This is a genomic window from Janibacter limosus, assembly GCF_004295485.1.
Classification (GTDB): Bacteria; Actinomycetota; Actinomycetes; order Actinomycetales; family Dermatophilaceae; genus Janibacter; species Janibacter limosus_A.
Genome location: NZ_CP036164.1, coordinates 2363944 through 2384593, shown reverse-complemented (window position 1 = coordinate 2384593; position 20650 = coordinate 2363944). Strand labels below are relative to the sequence as shown.

Here is a 20650-nt window from a genome sequence, read left to right as displayed (position 1 = left end):
CTACCGACGACGGGGTCGGGAGCTTTGCGCCCCGTCGTTGCCCTCAATGACGAGACCGCACCCCTGGAGTATTCGATGCGCGCCACCCGCACCCTTCCCCTGGCCATCACCGTGACCCTCGCCCTCACCGCCTGCGGCGGGTCGGCGCTCTCCGGAGGCGGGGGTGACGGCGGCAGCGGCGACGACAGCAAGGTCAAGATCGCGCTGCTCGTCCCCCAGTCGGGCGTCTACGCCCCCCTCGGCAAGGACATGGAGGCCGGCTTCCGCCTCTACCTCGACCAGAACGACAACAAGCTCGGTGGCAAGGACGTCGAGCTGACCGTCGTCGACGAGGGCGCGGGCCCCGAGGACGGTGTCCCGGCCGGCACCAAGCTCGCCCAGGACGAGTCCGTCGACGCCGTGGTCGGGATCGTCAACTCCGCCGTGGCCCTGGGTCTGACCGACTCCTTCACCGAGGCCAAGAAGCCGCTCATCATCACCAACGCTGGCGCCAACGACATCACCGGCAAGTCCTCGTCTCCCTACGTGTGGCGCACCAGCTTCGCCAACGGTGAGGTCGGCGAGGCCATCGGTGGCCACGTCGCCAAGGAGGTCGGTGACGGCAAGGTCTACCTCGTCGGCCCCGACTACGCGGCGGGCGACGAGTTCCTCGCCGGCTTCAAGAAGTCCTTCGTGGCGGCCGGCGGCCAGATCGCCGGGACCCAGATGACCCCCTTCGGCAAGACGACCAACTTCCAGCCGTACCTGCAGAAGGCGCGCAACGCCAAGCCCAAGGCGGTCTTCGCCTTCTACGCCGGCGCCGAGGCCGTCACCTTCGTCAAGCAGTACGACCAGCTCGGCCTGCGCGAGGACATCCCCTTCTACGCCACCGGCTTCCTGACCGAGGGTGGGGCGCTCACGGCGCAGGGCAAGTCCGCCGAGGGCATCTTCACCTCGCTGCACTACTCCTCGGAGCTGGACAACCCCACGAACGCGACCTTCGTCAAGGAGTACACCGCGGCCAACGAGGTGCCGCCGACGGTCTACTCGATGCAGACCTACGACGCGGGCGCCGTCCTGGACAAGGCGCTGACCAAGGGCACCGGCGGCGACCAGATCGTCGAGGGCCTCAAGGCGACGGGCGAGGTCGACAGCCCCCGCGGCCCGTGGTCCTTCTCCGACAAGCAGGGACCGGACCAGACCTACTACCTGCGCAAGGTCGAGAAGAAGGGTGACGCCTGGACCAATGTCATCGAGGACGAGCTCACCAAGCCCTCTTCCTGACCCGTCCACACCCACAGCTGGGAGATCCTCGTGACCGCACTGACGGCCAACTTCATCACCGACAACGGGGTGACGATGATCGACGGGCTCGCCACCGGCGTCCTGCTCTTCGTCATCGCCCTGGGACTGTCCCTCGTCTTCGGCGTCATGGACGTGCTCAACCTCGCCCACGGCGCGATCTACCTCCTGGGCGCCTACGTCGCCGTCGCCCTGCTGGGCGGGGGGACGAAGATGACGCTGCTCGCCTTCGGGGGAGCGGTCCTGCTCGCTGCGGTCATCGGCGGGTTCAGCGGGTGGGGGTTGTCGGCGATGGTCCGGCCGGTCGCCCACCGCGGTCACCTCGACCAGGCCCTGCTCACCCTCGGCATCGCGCTCGTGGTCTCCGACCTCATCGCGATGAAGTTCGGCAACGACGTGCGCTCCATCCCGGCACCCGCCGGTCTTGACGGCAGCGCGACGATCTTCGGCCAGTCCTACCCGGTCTACCGACTCGTCGTCATCGTCGTCGGCGGGCTGCTCGCCATCGGCGCGCTGTACGTCATCGAGCGCACCCGCGTGGGCTCGCTCGTGCGCGCCTCGGTCGTCGACCCCCAGATGGTCTCCGCCCTGGGGGTCGACACCAAGCGACTGGTGACCGGTGTCTTCGCCGCCGGCGCGGCCCTGGCCGCCGCCGGCGGCGTCATCGGGGGCCCGATCCTCTCGGCCTACCCGGGCCTGGACAACCGGGTGCTGCTCCTGGGCCTGGTGGTCGTCGTCATCGGTGGCCTCGGGTCCGTCAGCGGCGCCCTCGTCGGCGCCCTGGTCATCGGCCAGATCGAGACCCTCGGGGTCTCGCTCCTGCCGGACCACGCGTCCTTCCTCGTCTTCGGGGCGATGGGCCTGGTCCTGCTCCTGCGACCCCAGGGTCTGCTCGGCAAGAAGGAGGCGACGGCATGAGGCCCAAGCTCTCGTCCGCTCTCGCGGTCCTGTCCGTCCTGCTGCTGGTGGCCGTCCCGCTGATCTTCCCCGCGGACATCGCCAACACCCTCAGCCGCGTCCTCGCGCTCGCGCTGCTGGCCGTGAGCCTCGACCTGCTCGTCGGGGTCTCGGGCATGCCCTCGCTCGGGCACGCCGCCCCCTTCGGCGTGGGCGCTTATGCCGCAGCGTTGGTCGCCCGCGACACCACCTCCTTCGCCCCCGTGCCGCTGCTCGTCGCGGTCGTCGCCGGAGGACTCTTCGCCCTGCTCACCGGGGTGCTCATGGTCCGCACCAAGGGCACCTACTTCCTCATGCTCACCCTGGCCATCGCCGAGCTGGCCCACGTGCTGGCCCAGCGCTGGGAGGGCCTGACCGGCGGTACCAACGGCCTCTACGGCATCCCGTCGCTGACGTTGGCCCCCGGTGGCGAGCCCGTGACCCTCGCCGGGGTCCGGTACTGGTGGATCCTGCTGATCTTCCTCATCGGCTTCGCCATCGTGTGGTGGACCTCGAGGTCGACCTTGGGTCGCTCCCTTCGCGGGCTGCGTGACAACGAGGAGCGGATGGCCTCCATCGGCTACTCGACCTTCACCCTCAAGCTGACCGTCTACGGCATCGCCGGCGCGGTCGCCGGCGCGGCCGGATCCTTGTGGGTCGCGCAGAACCGCTTCGTCTCCCCGGAGGACCTCGGCTTCGAGGTCTCAGCCATGGCCCTGCTGGCCGTCGTCGTCGGTGGCCGCGGACGGCTGTGGGGAGCGGTGCTCGGCGCCGCCCTCGTGACGATCGTCCGCGACGACATCGGCGCCTCCCTCGGCGGCCGTGGACCGCTGCTTCTCGGCCTGGTCTTCATCGCTGCCGTCTACCTGCTGCCCCACGGCTTCGCCGGCACCAGCTGGCGCCAGCTCCTCACCCGACGCACCCAGGAGGACAAGGCATGAGCGCGACGACCGCCGCACCGCCGGCCCTGACCCTGCGCAATGTCACCAAGAAGTACGGCGCGCTCGTGGCCGTCGACGACGTCAGCCTCGAGGTGGCGAAGGGGGGTCGGCACGCCCTCATCGGCCCCAACGGAGCTGGCAAGTCCACCCTCTTCAACCTCGTGGCCGGTGGCCTGCCGGCCACCAGTGGGCAGATCCTCTTCTCCGGTGACGACGTCACCAAGCGCTCCGCTGCATGGCGGGCCCGAAGGGGGCTGGGCAAGACCTTCCAGCACAGCTCGCTCTTCCTGTCGATGAACCCGCTGGACAATGTCGCCCTCGCCGCCCAGCGGGTGGCCGGCAAGGGCATGTCGTGGGTGACCTCCTCGACGCGACGCAACAGCGAGATCGACGACCTCGCCGAGCAGTGCGTCGCGGACGTCGGCCTGACCGACCGCTCGCACATCATGACCGGCAACCTCAGCCACGGTGAGCGCCGACAGCTGGAGGTGGCCGTCGCCCTCGCGACCCGCCCCAAGCTGCTCCTCCTCGACGAGCCGGCGGCCGGGATGTCCCCGGCAGAGAGCCACCGCTTCATCGAGCTGGTCCGCTCGCTGCCCGAGGACCTGACGGTCGTGATCATCGAGCACGACCTCGAGCTGGTCTTCCAGCTGGCCGACCGCGTCAGCGTCCTCCACCTCGGCGGCCTCATCGCCGACGGGCCCGCCGACGAGGTCCGCGAGGACCCGGCCGTCCAGCAGGCCTACCTCGGCGAGGGCTCCCTCGAGGAGCTCTTCCACGAGACCCCCGTCCCGCCCGACCTGCCGGTGTCGACGACATCACCGGCCCCGACCCAGGAGGCCGCCGGATGAGCGCCACCGGAGCAGACCTGAAGATCGCCGGCGTCGAGGCCGGGTACGGCGGCAGCACGGTCCTGACCGGTGTCGACCTGCACGTGGTCGCCGGCGAGACGGTCGCCCTGCTCGGCCGCAACGGCGTGGGCAAGACGACGCTGATGTCGACGATCATGGGCTTCGTCAGCACCCACAGCGGCAGCATCCACGTCGGCGACGAGGACATCACCAGCCTGCCCACGCACGCCAGGGCCAGGGTCGGCGTCGCGATCGTCCCCCAGGGCAGACGGGTCTTCGCGCCACTCACCGTGCACAACAACCTGCGCATCGCCGAGGGCAAGCACTCCGGGGAGTGGTCGCTGGAGCGCATCTACGAGCTCATGCCGCGACTGCGCGAGCGCCGGACCAACCGCGGCGACCAGCTCTCCGGCGGTGAGCAGCAGATGCTCGCCATCGGCCGCGCACTCCTGCTCGGCCCACGCGTGCTGCTCCTGGACGAGCCCTCTGACGGGCTCGCCCCCGCGATCGTCGCGCAGGTGATGGGCATCGTGCGCGAGCTGGCGCAGGAGGGCATCACCGTCCTGCTCGTCGAGCAGGACCTGCGAGCGGCCTTCTCCGTCGCCGACCGCGTCGTGGTCATGGAGAAGGGTCGGATCGTCCACGAGAGCACCACCGAGGAGTTCCGCAGCGACGCACCCAGGGCCCGGCGCCTGCTCGGGGTCGGCTGAGGCTGCCGTCCGACAAATAAATGCTACAACCTCTTGACGGATCGCGTAGTCAGTGTAGAAGATAGGAGGGTACCCCGATGCCGTGGTCCCCGCGGCGCGCGATCCGAACGACGGAAGGTTTGACGTGAGCGAGACCACCATCGAGAAGGCGGCACCCCCGGTCGTCGAGTTCCGCACCAGCCCCGACGCCTACCGCCACTTCACCGTCGAGTACGACGGCGACGTCGCCACGGTGAAGCTGGCTGTCGACGAGCAGGGCGGCCTGGTCCCCGGCTACGAGCTGAAGATGAACAGCTACGACCTGGGCGTCGACATCGAGCTCTACGACGTCGTCCAGCGCATGCGCTTCGAGCACCCCGAGGTCAAGGCGGTCGTCATGACCTCCGGGATCGAGCGGATGTTCTGCGCCGGCGCCAACATCCGGATGCTCGCGGCCTCGGCGCACAGCTGGAAGGTGAACTTCTGCAAGTTCACCAACGAGACCCGCAACGGCATCGAGGACGCGACCGCCAACTCCGGCCAGAAGTGGATCGCCGCCCTCAACGGCACCGCGGCCGGCGGCGGCTACGAGCTCGCCCTCGCCTGCGACGACATCGTCCTCGTCGACGACAACAGCTCGACCGTCTCCCTTCCCGAGGTCCCGCTGCTCGGTGTCCTCCCCGGGACCGGTGGTCTGACCCGCGTCGTCGACAAGCGGCACGTGCGCAAGGACCGCGCCGACCTCTTCGCGACCAAGTCCGAGGGCTACCGCGGCGACACCGCGGTCGACTGGGGCTTCATCGACGCCACCTTCCCCCGCGGCTCGTGGGACGAAGAGATCAGCAAGCGCGCCAAGGCCGCCGCCGCCGAGTCCACCCGTGGTGGCCAGGCCGGCGAGGGCGTCCAGCTCACCGAGCTGCAGCGCACGATCGACGGCGACTCGATCTCCTACAGCCACGTCTCGGCGCAGATCGACCGCGCTCGCCGCACGGTCGACATCACCGTCTCCGCCCCCACCGAGCAGCCCCCGGCCGACGCCGAGGCCGCCCGGGCCCAGGGCGTCGACTACTACCCGCTGGCGCTGGCCCGCGAGCTCGACGACCTGATCTTGCACCTGCGCGCCAACGAGCTCGAGATCGGCACCTGGGTGCTGCGCGCCACCGGTGACCAGGGCTTCGTGCTCGCCCACGACGCCAAGCTGACCGAGTGGGCCGACCACTGGTTCGTCAACGAGGTCAACCACTACCTCAAGCGCACGCTCAAGCGGGTCGACGTCACCTCGCGCAGCCTGCTGGCCATCATCGAGCCGGGTTCGGCCTTCGTCGGCACCCTCCTCGAGCTGGCCCTGGCGGCCGACCGTCAGTACATGCTCGAGGGTGTCTACGAGGACGTCGACGCCGACGCGACGCCGGCGACGATCCGGGTCACCGAGGTCAACGACGGCCGGTACCCGATGGGCAACGGCCTGACCCGTCTGCAGTCGCGCTTCTTCGGCCGCGACGAGGACCTCGAGGCGGCCCGCGCGGTCACCGGCCAGGACCTCGACGCCGCGGCCGCCGACAAGGCCGGCCTGGTCACCCTCGCGCTCGACGACATCGACTTCGAGGACGAGCTGCGCATCGTCATCGAGGAGCGCGCCGCGCTCAGCCCCGATGCCCTCACCGGCATGGAGGCCAACCACCGGTTCGTCGGCCCCGAGACGATGGAGACCAAGATCTTCGGTCGCCTCACCGCCTGGCAGAACTGGATCTTCATCCGGCCCAACGCGTCGGGCCCCGACGGTGCGCTGCGCCGCTACGGCTCGGGCCAAAAGGGTGAGTACAACCTGGAGAGGGTCTGAGCCTGATGACCGAAGCCGGCTTCAACGCTGCAGCCTGGCTCGTCGACCGTGTCGCCGCAGAGCGTGGTGACCACCCGGCCGTCGAGACGCCCTCGCAGACGGTGACCTATGACCAGCTGGTCGAGCTGACCGGCCGTGCCGCGGCGGGCTTCCGCTCGCTCGGCATGCGCCGCGACGACCGCGTCGTCTTCGTCGCCAACGACGACATCGCCCTCTTCGCGGGCGTCCTCGGTGCCATGCGCGGCGGCTTCGTCGCGGTGCCCATCTCGACGATGTACGGCCCCGCCGAGCTCGCCGAGATCATCAACGACTCGGGGGCCGTCGCCCTCGTCGCGAGCTCCACCTTCGCCGAGCCCGCCGCGGGTGCCGCGGCACAGTGCCCGGACCTGCGCCAGGTCGTCTGGGACGGTGACCCGGGGGAGCACGCCGCGGTCATCACCGGGGCCGACCAGCTCTCGTGGGACGACCTCGTCGCCCGCGGGGCGCAGGCGGACGCGACCGAGCTCGAGCCGGTCCCGGCAGGGTCCGACGCGTGGGCCCTGTGGCTGTACACCTCGGGGACCACCGGCAAGCCGAAGGGAGCGATGCACCGGCACGAGAACATCCGGCTGGTGTGCGACACCTACGGCGCGCAGGTCCTCGGGATCACGCAGCAGGACCGCTGCCTGTCGGTGGCGAAGCTCTTCTTCGCCTACGGCATCGGCAACTCGATGTTCTTCCCCCTCTCGGTAGGCGCCACCTCGGTGCTCAACCCCGAGCGGCCGACCCCCACGGGCATGGCCGAGCGGATCCGCACGGGCCGACCCACCCTCTTCTTCGGGGTGCCGACCTTCTACGCGGGGCTGCTCTCCAGCGACATCCCGGACGACACCTTCGCCAGCGTGCGTCTCGGGGCGTCGGCCGGCGAGCCCCTGCCCAAGGGGGTGCAGGAGCGGATGAAGACCCGCTTCGGACTGGAGATCCTCGACGGGATCGGCTCGACCGAGTGCCTGCACATCTTCCTGTCCAACCGTCCCGGTGAGATCAAGATGGGCACGACCGGCAAGGCCGTGCCCGGCTACGACCTCGAGATCCGTGACCTCGACGGCACGCTCGTCGCCGACGGTGACCCGGGCACCCTCTTCGTCCGCGGTGCCTCCTCGGCGCTGGGCTACTGGCGCCGGGCCGAGGCCACCCGCACCGTCTTCCAGGGCGAGTGGCTCAACACCGGCGACACCTACGTGCGCGACACCGAGGGCTACTACACCTGCATGGGTCGGGCCACCGACCTGCTCAAGGCGGGTGGCATCTGGGTCAGCCCGACCGAGGTCGAGGACCGGCTCCTGGCGCACGACGCCATCGCCGAGTGCGCCGTCGTCGGCCAGGAGGACGCCGACGGCTTGGTCAAGCCGGTCGCCGTCGTCGTCACCCGATCCGCGGTGACCGCGCAGGAGCTCGACACGTGGTGCCGCGAGGGGCTCGCCCCCTTCAAGCGTCCGCGTCGCGTGTACTTCGTCGACGAGCTGCCCAAGACAGCGACGGGCAAGATGCAGCGCTTCAAGGTGCGCGCGCTCGTCAAGGAACTCGAGGCCAAGGAGGCCATCTCATGAGCACCACCACGAAGGTCGACCTGCTCATCGTCGGCGCCGGACCGGTGGGCCTCTTCGGCGCCTACTACGCCGGGGTCCGCGGTCTGAGCACGGCTGTCGTCGACAGCCTCAGCCAGGTCGGCGGCCAGGTCACCGCGATGTACCCGGAGAAGCAGATCTTCGACATCGCCGGGTTCCCCGCGATCTCCGGGCGCCAGCTCATCTCCAACCTCGTCGAGCAAGCCGCCCCCTACGACCCGCAGTACCTGCTGGGTCAGGAGGCCCAGGGGCTCGAGCACGTGCCCGACGGCGAAGGGCGTGAGCGTCTCGTCGTCACGACGAGCACGGCCGACACCATCGACGCCGGCGCGGTCATCGTGACCGGTGGCATCGGCACCTTCACCCCGCGCACCCTGCCGGCGGGCGAGGACTTCCTCGGCCGCGGGCTGGAGTACTTCGTGCCGAGCTCGGCGGAGTACGCCGGGCAGGACGTCGTCATCGTCGGCGGTGGTGACTCCGCGGTGGACTGGGCCAACATGCTCCACCCGATCGCCAAGAGCGTCACCCTCGTGCACCGGCGCGACAAGTTCCGCGCCCACCACGGGTCGGTCGAGCAGATGGAGGCGGCGCCGGTCGAGGTCGTCCTCAACGCCCAGGTCACCGAGACCAACGGTGGTGACCTCCTGGAGACCGTGACGATCACGCCGAAGGGAGAGGACCCCCGGTCGTTGCCCTGCACCAAGCTCGTGGCTGCGCTGGGCTTCACGGCCAACCTCGGCCCCCTTCGCGAGTGGGGTGTCGAGCTGCACGACAACCGTCACCTCGTCGTCGACCCGGCCATGCGCACCAATGTCGCGGGCGTCTTCTCCGCCGGCGACATCACCGACTACGACGGCAAGGTCCGCCTCATCGCCGTCGGCTTCGGCGAGGTCGCCACGGCCGTCAACAACGCGGCGGTGCACATCGACCCCGACGCGCAACTATTTCCGGGACACTCGACTGACCAGCAGCCTGCCGTCCCGCAGCCCGCCTGAGAGAGGAATTCGACATGCCGTACGTCATTGCCGGCCACTGCCTGGACGTCATGGACACGTCCTGCACGGAGGAGTGCCCCGTCGACTGCATCTACGAGGGTGACCGCAAGCTCTACATCAACCCCAAGGAGTGCATCGACTGCGGCGCCTGCGAGCCCGTGTGCCCCGTCGAGGCGATCAGCCAGGACCGTCGGGTCGCCGACGACATGACCGAGCACATCGAGGACAACCGGCGCTTCTTCACCGAGACGCTCGAGGGTCGCGACGAGCCGCTCGGCGCCCCGGGCGGGTCGCACAAGACCGGCCCGATCGGGGTCGACACCCCGATGGTCCAGGACCTCTGAGGCGCCGTGCTCGACGGACACCAGCTCGTCGACGCGCACGTCCACGTGCCCGTCCTGTCGACCCTCGCCCCCTCGTGGATCGACTGGGCGCGCCAGTTCGGCCCGGAGGGCCTGCTCGAGCGGGCCTGGGACGGCGAAGGGAGACCCCGTCCCGATGTCATCGACGACCTCTTCGCCGACCAGGGCGTGGACGTCGCCGTGATCTTCTGCGAGTACAGCCCCAAGGCGACCGGCATGCAGCTCTTCGACGACCTGCTGCCGATCGTCGAGCACAACCCGCAGCGCTTCCGGCCGATGGGCAATGTCAACCCGCACCTGCACCACCCGATCGGTGACGAGGTGCGCCGCCAGCTCGGGCTGGGGGCTGCGGGGCTGAAGCTGCACCCGGTCCACGGCGGCTTCCGCTGCGACGACCCGATGCTCTACCCGGCCTATCAGGTGCTGGTGGAGGAGCGGGCCCCGCTCGTCGTGCACTGCGGGACGTCGACCTTCGCCGGGTCGTCCAACCAGTACGCCGACCCGACCTACCTGCTGCCCGTCGCGCGGGACTTCCCCGAGCTCGACATCGTCCTCGCGCACGGTGGGCGCGGCTGGTGGTACGAGCAGGCGGCCTTCATGGCGATGAGCAACCCGCACGTGTGGATCGAGCTGTCGGGGCTGCCGCCCAAGCGGCTGCCCGAGTACTACGCCGCCGCGGGTCTGCAGCGTCTGGCCAAGAAGATGATCTTCGCGACCGACTGGCCCGGCGTGCCCGGGACCGACCTCAACGCCCGCGCCGTCGCCGACCTGGTGCCCGACGCGGACGTGGCTGCGGTACTGGGCGGCAACGCCCTTCGTGTCTACCGCGACCTGCCGCAGGTGGCCTGACATGGCGATCTACGCACTCGGCGACCTGGTCCCGGTCATCCCGGACTCCGCCTACGTCCACCCGGACGCGGTCGTGATCGGCGCGGTCACGCTCGGCGAGGAGGCGTCGGTGTGGCCGACCGCGGTGCTGCGCGCCGACTTCGGGCGGATCATCGTCGGCGACCGCAGCTCGGTGCAGGACGGCACGATCGTCCACTGCATCGAGGAGCAGCCGACCGCCGTCGGCGCCGACTGCGTCGTCGGGCACAACGTCCATCTCGAGGGCTGCACGATCGGCGACGGCTGCCTGATCGGCTCCGGGTCGGTCGTCCTCAACTTCGCCACCATCGGCGCGCGGTCGGTGATCGGGGCCGGGGCCGTGGTCACCGAGCACGCCACGATCCCCGAGTCCTCGATGGCCGTCGGTGTCCCCGCCAAGGTGCGCCCCGCCCCACCCGAGGCCGCGGACTGGATCCGCTTCGGCGTCGGCGAGTACCTCCACAACTCCACCCGCTATCGCGACCAGCTGCGTCGGCTCGACTGACGCACCGATGAAGGGAAAGATCATGAACGACGCCACCCAGGGTGTCCCCGCATCCGAGCTGAGCGACGAGGAGCTCGAGTCGCAGGGCAAGCGAGCCCACGAGACCCGCAACTGGGTCTTCCTGCACGGCAGCGCCGAGCAGTTCGCCCACCACACCGCTCGCATGCTCGAGCTCGAGCGCGAGTACGTCCACCGCTACCCCAAGCGCACCTGGCAGGGCAGCGGCGGCGCCGCCACCGACATCGCCCAGACCGCCGCCTCGTGGCGCGAGACCGTCCGTGCGGTCATCGCCCAGCTCGAGGCGCTCGTCGAGCTGCCCGACCCGCAGACCCCGTCCGCGGCGGCTGCCGGCGACCCGGTGCGCGCCTTCCTCCAGCGGATGGCCGACAACGGTGGGCGGCTCAACAAGCTCGAGGCCCACCAGGCCGCGCGCGAGGTCGGCCTCGACCCCGCCGTGCGCGCCGACCTCTACAAGTCGGACCCGCAGCTCGTCGCCACCGAGGGCACCGACCGCGTCCTCACCGACGCCGGCCGGGCGCGGCTGGCGGGCGACCAGTGAGCGAGGCCCGTCGGGCCTACATCGTCGACGGCGTCCGCACGCCCATCGGTCGCTACGGCGGCGCGCTCTCCAGCGTGCGCCCCGACGACCTGGCCGCCCACGTCATCCGTGAGCTGATGGGGCGCCACGACGGGCTCGACCCGGCGCTCGTCGACGACGTCGTGCTCGGCAATGCCAACCAGGCCGGCGAGGACAACCGCAACATCGCGCGGATGGCGGCCCTGCTCGCCGGGCTGCCGGTCTCGGTGCCCGGCACGACGATCAACCGGCTCTGCGGCTCCGGGCTCGACGCCGTGGGCTACGCGGCCCGCGCGATCGTCGCCGGTGACGCCGACCTCATGATCGCTGGGGGAGCGGAGAGCATGAGCCGCGCTCCCTTCGTCCTGCCCAAGGCCGACAGTGCCTTCAGTCGCGGGATGACGCTCGAGGACACGACGATCGGCTGGCGCTTCGTCAACCCGCAGATGGAGCGCATGTACGGCACCGACCCGATGCCGCGCACTGCCGAAAACGTCGCGGTGGACCACGACGTCTCGCGCGAGGACCAGGACGCCTTCGCGCTCCGCTCGCAGGAGCGCGCGGCCGCGGCCATCGCCTCCGGGCGGCTGGCGCGCGAGATTGTCCCGGTGAGCGTGCGGCGACGCAAGGCCGACCCGGTGCTCGTCGACACCGACGAGCACCCGCGCTCGACGTCGGTCGAGGCGCTCGCCGGCCTGCGCCCGATCTTCGAGGGCGGCTCGGTCACGGCAGGCAATGCCTCGGGCGTCAACGACGGGGCCGCCGCCCTGCTCGTCGCCTCGGAGGAAGCCGTCGAGCGCCACGGGCTGACGCCGATCGCCCGGGTCGACGCCGTGACGGCTGTCGGCGTCGAGCCGCGCGTGATGGGCATGGGACCAGCACCTGCGGTCCAGCGCCTGCTCCAGCGCACCGGCGTGCAGCTCGACGCGGTCGGGGTCATCGAGCTCAACGAGGCCTTCGCCTCGCAGGGGCTGGCGGTGCTGCGCGAGCTCGGCATCGCCGACGACGACCCGCGGGTCAACCCGCACGGGGGCGCGATCGCGCTCGGCCACCCGCTCGGCATGAGCGGCGCCCGGATCGCCCTCTCGGCAGCCATCTCGATGGCCGACGACGACCTGGACCACGCGATCGCCACGATGTGCATCGGCGTGGGCCAGGGCATCGCCGCACTGCTCGCCCGCCCCTGACGCGAAAGGCCTGCACCATGACCAAGTCCCTCGTCCGCATCGAGCGTCACGACGGTGGCGTCGCCGAGGTCGTCCTCGACCGACCCGAGGCGATGAATGCCGTCTCCACGGCGATGGCGCAGGCCCTCGTCGCGGCGGGGGACGAGCTGCGCGCCGACACGTCGGTGCGTGCGGTCGTCGTGACCTCGAGCCACGCCAAGGCCTTCTGCGTCGGGGCGGACCTGAAGGAGCGCAACGGGTTCAGCGACGACGACCTGCGGGCCCAGCGCCCGGGCAACCGGCTGGCCTACCGGGCGCTGTACGACCTGCCGGTGCCGACGATCGCGGCGGTCGACGGACATGCCCTCGGAGGCGGGTGCGAGATCGCGCTCGCGTGCGACCTGATCGTCGCGGGCCCCCGGGCCGGCTTCGCGCTGCCGGAGGTCTCCGTCGGGGTCATCCCCGGGGGCGGGGGGACCCAGCTGCTCACCCGTCGGATCGGCTGGTCGCGGGCCGCCGACCTGATCTTCACCGCGCGGCGGATCGGCGGCGAGGAGGGCGCTCGCCTGGGTCTCGTCGACCGGTTCGTCGACGACGCGAAGGGGGAGGCCCTCGCCATGGCCGCGAGGATCGCCCAGCACTCACCGGTCGGTGTCCGCAACGCCAAGGCGGCCATGCGCGCGGGGTTGGACGTCACGGTCGACGAGGGCCTGGACATCGAGGACGCCCGCTGGCACGACACGGCCTTCAGCGCCGATCGGGCCGAGGGCGTGCGGGCCTTCGCCGAGAAGCGCGCGCCGCGCTGGCCGGGTCTGAGCTGACCTCCTCGCGGCGGGCTAGTGTGGTCGAGGTGATCGACCTGCACACCCACTCCTCCCGCAGCGACGGCACTGATGCGCCCGCCGACCTGCTCGCCCAGGCGGCCGAGGCGGGCCTGACGACACTGGCCATCACCGACCACGACACCACCGTGGGGTGGGACGAGGCGGCTGAGGCCGCGCAGCGCCACGGGGTGGAGCTCGTGCGCGGTGCCGAGCTGTCGACCCGGCACCGCGGACGGACGGTGCACCTCCTGGCCTATCTCTTCGACCCGGCCGACGTGACCCTGGGCGAGGAGATGCGTCGGATGCGTGAGGACCGGGTGCCACGGTTGCAGCGCATCGTCGAGCACATGGCCGCCGACGGGGTCGCGGTCACGTGGGAGGACGTCCTGGCCCAGGTGGCCGACGGCGAGACCTCGCTCGGCCGGCCGCACCTCGCCGATGCCCTCGTGGCCAACGGCATCGCGACCGACCGCAACGAGGTCTTCGCCCGCTGGCTGCACAACGGCTCGGCCTACTACGAGCCGCACTACGCGATCGACACCGCCGAGGCGGTCCGGCTGGTCCGTGCGGCCGGCGGCGTCCCCGTCGTCGCGCACCCCTTCGCCACCCAGCGGCAGCGCTCCCTCGGGGCCGATGACGTGGCGACCCTCGTCGACGCCGGGCTCGTCGGCATCGAGGCCGACCACCGCGACCACGACGACGACGGCCGGATCTTCGCCCGGCGCCTGGCTGCCGAGCACGACCTCGTCGTCACGGGGAGCAGCGACTTCCACGGTGACGGCAAGGACAACCGGCTGGGAGAGAACACCACGTCCCCCGAGTCCCTGGAGCGGATCGTCGCGGCATCCTCGGGGACCATCCCCGTCCTGCACTGACGGTCAGAGGATCCACAGGCGCGAGGCATAGCGTCGAGCGATGGACCAGGATCGTCAGCAGTTCGTCATCGACACGCTCGAGGCAGCCTTCGCCGACCTCATGCAGGAGTCTCCCGCCGCCTTCCGGGTGAAGTTCCGCAAGATGGCGGACCACCCCTTCGCCTTCTACCGAGGGACAGCCTGCCTCTTCCACCGTGACATGGCCGCCATCGAGCAGCCCTGGGCGGATGAGCGGACCGGGCGGGTGTGGATCCACGGCGACCTCCACGTCGAGAACTTCGGGACGTACATCAACTCGCACGGTGAGCTCGTCTTCGACGTCAACGACTTCGACGAGGCCTATGTCGGCCCCTTCACCTGGGACCTGAAGCGCTTCGTCGCCGGGCTGGCCCTCATGGGCTGGCGCAAGGCGCTGCCCGAGGAGGCCGTGCGGGACCTGGCCACGACCTACCTGCGCAGCTACATCGATCGGGTCCACCAGTTCGTCGAAGGGAGTGACGACTCCGAGTTCGCCCTGCGCCTGGGCAACACCGAGGGAGCCATCCACGCCACCCTGCAGCGCGCCCGCCGCAACAGCCGCGCCGCGATGCTCGACTCCATGACCGAGGTGAGCGAGTCCGGACGGCGGTTCGCGGACGGGCCGGGGGTGCGACGTCTCGAGACGGACGAGCGAGAGCTGGTCCTTGCGGCCTTCGTCGACTACCTCGGCACCATCCCCGAGGCCAAGCGGGTGGATCGCGAGACCTTCTACGCCGTCAAGGACGTCGTCGGGCGCTCCGGCTTCGGCATCGGCAGCGCGGGCCTGCCCGCGTACAGCGTGCTGATCGAGGGGTTCAACGAGGCGAACGAGAACGACATCGTGCTGACGATGAAGCAGGCGAACCACCCGGCCCTGGCCGATGTGGTCGACGTGCCCCGGATGCGGGACCTCTTCGCCCACGAGGGCGAGCGGACGGTGGTCAGCCAACGGGCGCTCCAGGTGCACGCCGACCCCCTTCTCGGGTTCACGACCGTGCGTGGCGTCGGCTTCGTCGTCGACGAGGTGTCTCCCTACGAGCTCGACCTCTCCTGGGGCGGCCTCCACGAGCCGTCGGAGATGAGGCCGGTCGTCGCTGACCTCGGGCGCGCCACGGCAAAGATCCACTGCGTCTCGGACGCGGACAGCGACCAGACGGTCGTCGACTTCCAGACCGAGGAGGCCATCGCCCGGGTGATCGAGGGGCGCGAGGACGAGTTCGTCCGGGATCTCGTGGACTTCGGCATCGACTACGCGCAGCGGGTGCGCACCGACCATGCCCTCTTCGTCGAGGCCTTCAGGGAGGGGCGCATCGGCGCAGTCACGGCGGTCTGATCCGTGTGCGGGACCTGCCGGGACGCCGCTGCGGGGTGGCGCGACGGCCCCGAGCGGCCGACCTGCGAGGATGAGCCTGCATCGGCTCCCATCGAAAGGCGTCACAACGTGGCTCGGGCGAAGAAGGCAGCCATCATCGCTGTCGCCAACCAGAAGGGCGGCGTCGCCAAGACGACGTCGGTCGCGTCGATCGGTGCTGCGATGGCCGAGCTCGGACGTCGTGTCCTGCTCGTCGACCTCGACCCGCAGGCCAGCCTGACCTTCAGCCTCGGGGTCGACCCCGACGCCGTCGAGCTGTCCGTCAACGAGGTCGTCCTGGGCCAGGCCGAGGTCGCCGACGCGATCCTGCAGATGGGTGGCGGCATCGACCTGCTGCCCGCGACCATCGAGCTCGCCGGCTCCGAGGCCCAGCTGCTGACCCGTCCCGGGCGCGAGTTCGTCCTCCAGTCGGTCCTCGAGGAGGTCCGCGGCGACTACGACGTCATCCTCCTCGACTGCAGCCCGAGCCTCGGGGTCCTGACCCTCTCGGCGCTGACCGCCGCGACCGGCCTGATCATCCCGATGCAGGCAGAGATGCTCAGTCACCGTGGTGTGGGCCAGCTGCTCGACACCGTCAAGGACGTCAAGAAGCTGCTCAACAAGAAGCTGAAGACCATCGGCATCCTCCCGACGATGTACGACGGGCGCTCCAACCACGCCCGCGAGGTCCTCGACGACCTCGGCACGCGCTACAAGCTGCCCGTGCTCTCACCGCCGATCCCGCGGACCGTGCGCTTCGCCGAGGCACCCGCCGCCGGCCGCTCGATCCTCGACACGGCCGGCTCCAGCAAGGGTGCCGCTGCCTATCGCGAGGTCACCGAGGCCATCCTCGCCGTCATCTGACCGGGCTCGCCCACTACACGACGAAGCGCCCCACCATGCGGTGGGGCGCTTCGTCGTACGGGTGAGGTCGAGCCTCAGCCAGCGTCCTGGACCTGGTCGGACTGGCCGCCGTGGGTGCGCCGACGGTTGCGGCGACGACGCGGACGACCCTCGCCGTCCCCCTTCGCCTCGCTGGGCTGGTCGCTGCTGCGCTCGCTGTCGCGGTTGCCAGATCGCTCGGCGTCGCGACCGCCACCGTCACGGCTGCCGCGACCACCGTCCCGTCCGCCACGACCGCCGTCACGTCCGCCACGACCGCCGTCGCGTCCGCCACCGGAGCCGCCGCGGCTGCTCTGGCGACGACCGCTGGACTTGCCGGTCTCGCCGAGGTCCTCGATCTGCTCGGCGTCCAGGCCCTCACGGGTGCGCTGGGTGCGGGGGAGGCGGCCCTTGGTGCCCTCGGGGATGTCGAGGTCGGTGAAGAGGTGCGGGCTGCTCGAGTAGGTCTCCGTGGCCGAGGGGATCCCGAGGTCGAGCTGACGGTTGATGACCGCCCACTTGGTCTCGTCGTCCCAGTCGACGAAGGTCACGGCGATGCCCGTGTTGCCCGCGCGACCGGTACGGCCGATGCGGTGGACATAGGTCTTCTCATCATCGGGGCACTGGTAGTTGATGACGTGGGTGACATTGGTGACGTCGATGCCGCGGGCGGCGACGTCGGTCGCGACGAGGACGTCGACCTTGCCGTTGCGGAAGGCGCGCAGCGCCTGCTCGCGGGCGCCCTGCCCGAGGTCACCGTGCAGCGACGCCGCGGCGAAGCCACGGTCGACGAGCTCGTCGGCGACCTTGGCCGCGGTGCGCTTGGTGCGGGAGAAGATGATCGTCAGGCCACGGCCCTCGGCCTGCAGGATCCGCGAGACCATCTCGACCTTGTCCATCGCGTGCGCGCGGTAGACGAACTGCTCGGTCGCCTTGACGGTGTGGCTGTCGGCCTCGCCGTCCTCGCTCATCGCGCGGATGTGGGTCGGCTGCGTCATGTAGCGACGGGCCAGGGCGACGATCGCGCCGGGCATCGTCGCGGAGAAGAGCATCGTGTGGCGGGCCGGCGAGGTCATCGCCATGATCTTCTCGACGTCGGGCAGGAAGCCCAGATCGAGCATCTCGTCGGCCTCGTCGAGGACGACGGTCTTGGTCGCCGAGAGGTCGAGGTGCTTCTGCTGGGCCAGGTCGATGAGGCGACCCGGGGTGCCGACGACGACGTGGACGCCCTTCTTGAGGGCCTCGATCTGCGGCTCGTAGGCACGGCCGCCGTAGACGGTCAGGACCTTGATGCCCAGACGCTTGCCGGCGCGCTCGAGGTCGGCGGCCACCTGGCCGGCGAGCTCACGCGTCGGGGCGACGGCCAGGGCCTGGGGACGCGGGTCGTCGGAGTCGACGTCGATGTGCTCGAGGATCGGGATGCCGAAGCCGAGCGTCTTGCCGGTACCCGTCTTGGCCTGGCCGATGATGTCGTGGCGGCCGAGGGCGACCGGCAGGGTCATCGCCTGGATCGGGAAGGGGTGGACGATCCCGGCGTCGGCCAGCGCGGCGACGATCTCGGGGTTGACGTCGAAGTCCGCGAAGGTCAGCTGCGCCGCCTCGGGGGCGGTGCCCTGGACGTCAGGAGTCGCCTGCACGGCTTCGCGGTCGGCGGCGGACAGCGCCTCGGGTGTGGTGGTGTCGGACATGAAGTCTCACGATCAGCGTGGACGGCGCGAAGCGCGCGCCGAGGGTGGCACGGGCCGATCGGAGGTCAGTCATGCGGTCTGCCGCGAGTGGGGCGACCGCGCCGGACGTCTCGTCCGGGCGTAAAGGATGCCGACCGGGCACCGCTGGTCATGTGCATGCTACCCGCCACCTCGCGTTCCGGCCGAAACGTCGCGGTCGCGCACTAGGCTGCGACCCATGAGCGAGCAGGCACTCCCTTCGTCCCCCGACAGCCTCGGCGACCGCGAACGTGAGGGCACCATCGAGCTCCTCGGTGTCGTCGCCTACGGCACGATCTCGGGGTTCACCCGGTTGGCCGCCGACTCCGAGCTGGCCCGGGACATGGTCCTGAAGCGAGCCCTCGCCGGCATGGCGGTCAAGGAGTTCCACCACCACGAGCACCTGAGTGATCGCATCACCGAGCTCGGTGGCGACCCGGTCGCGGCGATGGCTCCCTTCGAGGACGCCTTCGAGGCCTACCACGCGCGGACCCGACCCCGCGACCTGCTCGAGGGACTGGTCAAGGCCTACATCGGCGACGGCATCGCCAACGACTTCTTCGTCGAGATCGCCAAGTACATCGACCCTCGCTCGCGGGCCGTCGTCGAGCAGGCGAGGGGGACCGGCCACCGTGACGTTGACACGATCGTCTCGGCGGTCCGTGCGGGGATCCGCGACGACCCGCGCCGCGGTGGTCCGCTGGCCCTGTGGGGGCGACGGCTCATGGGAGAGGCGCTCACCCAGGGCCAGGTGGTCGCGGCCCAGCGCGAGGCGCTCGGCGACCTGGTGCTCGGCCTCAGCCACGACCGTCCCGGCGCCACCCTCGAGGAGATCGGCGAGCTGATGCAGCGGCTCACCGACCGCCACCAGCTGCGGATGGGGCGGCTCGGCCTGTCCGCCTGACCGCGTCCGGACATGACGAAGGGGGCCCGCCGAGTTGGCGAGCCCCCCTTCGGTCAGGCGTGGTGCGTCAGACCTGCTTGCGGCCGACGATCATGCCGTAGATCACGATCAGGACCGCGGCGGCGATGACGCCGAGGATGAGAGCGATCCAGTCGATGCCGGACGTGCCGGAGTTATCCGACATGGCGCTGTACGCCCAGGAGCCGATGAGGGCTCCGAGGATGCCCAGGATCACGGTGACGAGCGTCGAGATGCTCTGCTTGCCGGGGAGAACCAGACGAGCCAGTGCACCGATGATGGCGCCCATGATGACGGTGACGATGATGGTCCACAGCACAGTTGATCACTCCTTCTGCGCCCGACAGGGGTGTACGGGCGCGATCAGTAGCCCCGTGCGGGCTCTGTGATCAACATAGACTCCTGAGGCTCCTGTTGCGAATCTCAGGATGTGACGATTTGGCTGCGGTCCTTGTCACCGCATGCTAAATAAGCCTCGGATCAGGCGCCGAAACCAACGCGTCCGCGGGTCGGCTCGCCGACCTCGACGTAGCCCAGCGCCCCGGCCGGGACCATGACGCGACGGCCCTTGTCGTCGGTGAGGACCAGGGAACCTCCGTCGAGCGCGGTCTGCACTGCCGCCTCGATCTCCGCCTCGGAGCCCGTGGCCTCGATGACGACCTCGCGGGCCACATTCTGGATGCCGATCTTGACCTCCACGGTCACTCCTTCGGTGTCGGTGGGTGAACTGCCACTCATCGTGTCACTCGCCGGCGACAGCGCCGGTGGCGGGGTCGATCGATCCCATCCGGTTGACCGGGAAGGAGCCGATCCCGCGCCACGCGAGGTGGCCTGCTGCCTGGGCGGCGACCTCCTTGGTGAAGTGGGCGCCGTGCGCCAGCCAGGTGCGGGCCATGACCTGGGCGGCGCCGGACATCGCCAGGCCGAGCATCTCGGCCAGCTCCATCGGCAGTGGGGTGTCCTGGATGATCCGCTGGGCGATGGCCTCGCCGAGCTGGGCCTCGAGCGCGTCGAGACGGTGCCGCACCTGCGGGTCGTTGGTCAGGTCCGACTCGTAGATGAGCCGGAAGGAACCGCCCTCGTCGGCGACGAAGTTGAAGAAGGCCCGCACGGTCGCGTAGACGCGCTCCTCGTGGTCGTCGCTGGAGTCGAGCGCCTCGAGCACGAGGGCCTCGAGGTGGTCGCACTGGTCGTCGAGCAGCGCGAGGTAGAGCTCCAGCTTGCCGGGGAAGTGCTGGTAGAGGACCGGCTTGGAGACCCCTGCCGACTCGGCGATGTCCTCCATGGCAGCGGCGTGGTAGCCCTTGGCGACGAAGACGCCGAGGGCGGCCTCGAGGAGCTGGGCGCGCCGCTGGGCGCGCGGCATCCGCTGAACTCGGGTGCCGGGCGTGTGGGAGCTCATGGGTTCCTCCGGAGAAATCGGTCCACCGTGTGGCGGATCCCACCGTGTGGCGG

The 20650-nt window shown here is 70.4% G+C and carries 22 protein-coding genes; 18 read left to right on the top strand and 4 right to left on the bottom strand.

Translation table 11 applies throughout. The features are described from left to right. Positions 1-75: 75 nt before the first annotated feature. The 17 genes from EXU32_RS11290 (at position 76) to EXU32_RS11210 (ending at position 16549) form a co-directional block, all read left to right on the top strand. Positions 76-1263, top strand: coding sequence for an ABC transporter substrate-binding protein (locus EXU32_RS11290; protein ID WP_130629996.1), 1188 nt, complete (start codon positions 76-78; stop codon positions 1261-1263). A gap of 30 nt (positions 1264-1293) precedes the next feature. After that, a complete protein-coding gene (locus EXU32_RS11285) occupies positions 1294-2199 on the top strand; it encodes a branched-chain amino acid ABC transporter permease (protein ID WP_207233783.1) in 906 nt (301 codons plus the stop codon). Continuing rightward, positions 2196-3158, top strand: a complete 963-nt coding sequence (locus tag EXU32_RS11280) for a branched-chain amino acid ABC transporter permease (RefSeq protein WP_130629995.1) — start codon at positions 2196-2198, stop codon at positions 3156-3158. The genes EXU32_RS11285 and EXU32_RS11280 overlap by 4 nt, the downstream gene beginning before the upstream one ends. Next, on the top strand, positions 3155-4009 hold the full coding sequence (locus tag EXU32_RS11275) for an ABC transporter ATP-binding protein (RefSeq protein WP_130629994.1): 855 nt from the start codon (positions 3155-3157) through the stop codon (positions 4007-4009). The genes EXU32_RS11280 and EXU32_RS11275 overlap by 4 nt, the downstream gene beginning before the upstream one ends. Next, positions 4006-4719: an ABC transporter ATP-binding protein gene (locus EXU32_RS11270; protein ID WP_130629993.1), complete on the top strand. Its 714-nt coding sequence runs from the start codon at positions 4006-4008 to the stop codon at positions 4717-4719. Before EXU32_RS11275 ends, EXU32_RS11270 begins: the two co-directional genes overlap by 4 nt. Positions 4720-4843: 124 nt before the next feature. Further along, a complete protein-coding gene (boxC, locus tag EXU32_RS11265; protein ID WP_130629992.1) occupies positions 4844-6538 on the top strand; it encodes a 2,3-epoxybenzoyl-CoA dihydrolase in 1695 nt (564 codons plus the stop codon). Positions 6539-6543: 5 nt separating this feature from the next. Beyond that, positions 6544-8127 carry a benzoate-CoA ligase family protein gene (locus tag EXU32_RS11260; RefSeq protein WP_130629991.1) on the top strand — a complete coding sequence of 528 codons (1584 nt, stop codon included), beginning with the start codon at positions 6544-6546 and terminating at the stop codon, positions 8125-8127. Beyond that, positions 8124-9140 carry an NAD(P)/FAD-dependent oxidoreductase gene (locus EXU32_RS11255; RefSeq protein WP_130629990.1) on the top strand — a complete coding sequence of 339 codons (1017 nt, stop codon included), beginning with the start codon at positions 8124-8126 and terminating at the stop codon, positions 9138-9140. Before EXU32_RS11260 ends, EXU32_RS11255 begins: the two co-directional genes overlap by 4 nt. A 14-nt stretch (positions 9141-9154) precedes the next feature. Further along, on the top strand, positions 9155-9484 hold the full coding sequence (gene fdxA, locus EXU32_RS11250) for a ferredoxin (protein ID WP_130629989.1): 330 nt from the start codon (positions 9155-9157) through the stop codon (positions 9482-9484). A gap of 6 nt (positions 9485-9490) precedes the next feature. Beyond that, positions 9491-10351: an amidohydrolase family protein gene (locus EXU32_RS11245; RefSeq protein ID WP_130629988.1), complete on the top strand. Its 861-nt coding sequence runs from the start codon at positions 9491-9493 to the stop codon at positions 10349-10351. A 1-nt stretch (position 10352) separates the two neighbouring features. After that, complete coding sequence (locus EXU32_RS11240; RefSeq protein WP_130629987.1) at positions 10353-10874, top strand: gamma carbonic anhydrase family protein; 522 nt, start codon at positions 10353-10355, stop codon at positions 10872-10874. Between the two features lie 22 nt (positions 10875-10896). Continuing rightward, entirely contained in the window at positions 10897-11433 is a 537-nt protein-coding gene (locus EXU32_RS11235; protein WP_130629986.1) for a DUF6158 family protein, read from the top strand. Further along, positions 11430-12638, top strand: a complete 1209-nt coding sequence (gene pcaF, locus EXU32_RS11230) for a 3-oxoadipyl-CoA thiolase (protein ID WP_130629985.1) — start codon at positions 11430-11432, stop codon at positions 12636-12638. The genes EXU32_RS11235 and pcaF overlap by 4 nt, the downstream gene beginning before the upstream one ends. Before the next feature lie 17 nt (positions 12639-12655). Continuing rightward, on the top strand, positions 12656-13438 hold the full coding sequence (locus tag EXU32_RS11225) for an enoyl-CoA hydratase/isomerase family protein (RefSeq protein WP_130629984.1): 783 nt from the start codon (positions 12656-12658) through the stop codon (positions 13436-13438). 29 nt (positions 13439-13467) lie between these two features. Continuing rightward, the gene (locus EXU32_RS11220) at positions 13468-14316 is read left to right on the top strand and encodes a PHP domain-containing protein (RefSeq protein ID WP_130629983.1); all 849 of its coding nucleotides are present in this window, start codon (positions 13468-13470) and stop codon (positions 14314-14316) included. A 40-nt stretch (positions 14317-14356) separates the two neighbouring features. Beyond that, positions 14357-15667 carry a DUF2252 domain-containing protein gene (locus EXU32_RS11215; RefSeq protein ID WP_130629982.1) on the top strand — a complete coding sequence of 437 codons (1311 nt, stop codon included), beginning with the start codon at positions 14357-14359 and terminating at the stop codon, positions 15665-15667. A 108-nt stretch (positions 15668-15775) separates the two neighbouring features. Then, positions 15776-16549 (top strand): ParA family protein, encoded by a 774-nt coding sequence (locus EXU32_RS11210; RefSeq protein ID WP_130629981.1) that lies wholly within the window; start codon positions 15776-15778, stop codon positions 16547-16549. 74 nt (positions 16550-16623) lie between these two features. Here EXU32_RS11210 and EXU32_RS11205 read toward each other — a convergent pair whose 3' ends face one another. Further along, complete coding sequence (locus EXU32_RS11205) at positions 16624-18255, bottom strand: DEAD/DEAH box helicase (RefSeq protein WP_130629980.1); 1632 nt, start codon at positions 18253-18255, stop codon at positions 16624-16626. Positions 18256-18472: 217 nt separating this feature from the next. Between EXU32_RS11205 and EXU32_RS11200 the strand changes: the two genes are divergently transcribed. Beyond that, entirely contained in the window at positions 18473-19177 is a 705-nt protein-coding gene (locus EXU32_RS11200) for a ferritin-like fold-containing protein (RefSeq protein WP_130629979.1), read from the top strand. A 67-nt stretch (positions 19178-19244) separates the two neighbouring features. Here EXU32_RS11200 and EXU32_RS11195 read toward each other — a convergent pair whose 3' ends face one another. The 3 genes from EXU32_RS11195 to EXU32_RS11185 form a co-directional block, all read right to left on the bottom strand. Then, positions 19245-19514: a GlsB/YeaQ/YmgE family stress response membrane protein gene (locus EXU32_RS11195; RefSeq protein ID WP_347400275.1), complete on the bottom strand. Its 270-nt coding sequence runs from the start codon at positions 19512-19514 to the stop codon at positions 19245-19247. Between the two features lie 161 nt (positions 19515-19675). Continuing rightward, complete coding sequence (locus tag EXU32_RS11190; protein ID WP_130629978.1) at positions 19676-19894, bottom strand: DUF3107 domain-containing protein; 219 nt, start codon at positions 19892-19894, stop codon at positions 19676-19678. 43 nt (positions 19895-19937) lie between these two features. Then, complete coding sequence (locus tag EXU32_RS11185; protein WP_130629977.1) at positions 19938-20597, bottom strand: TetR/AcrR family transcriptional regulator; 660 nt, start codon at positions 20595-20597, stop codon at positions 19938-19940. Positions 20598-20650: the final 53 nt, after the last annotated feature.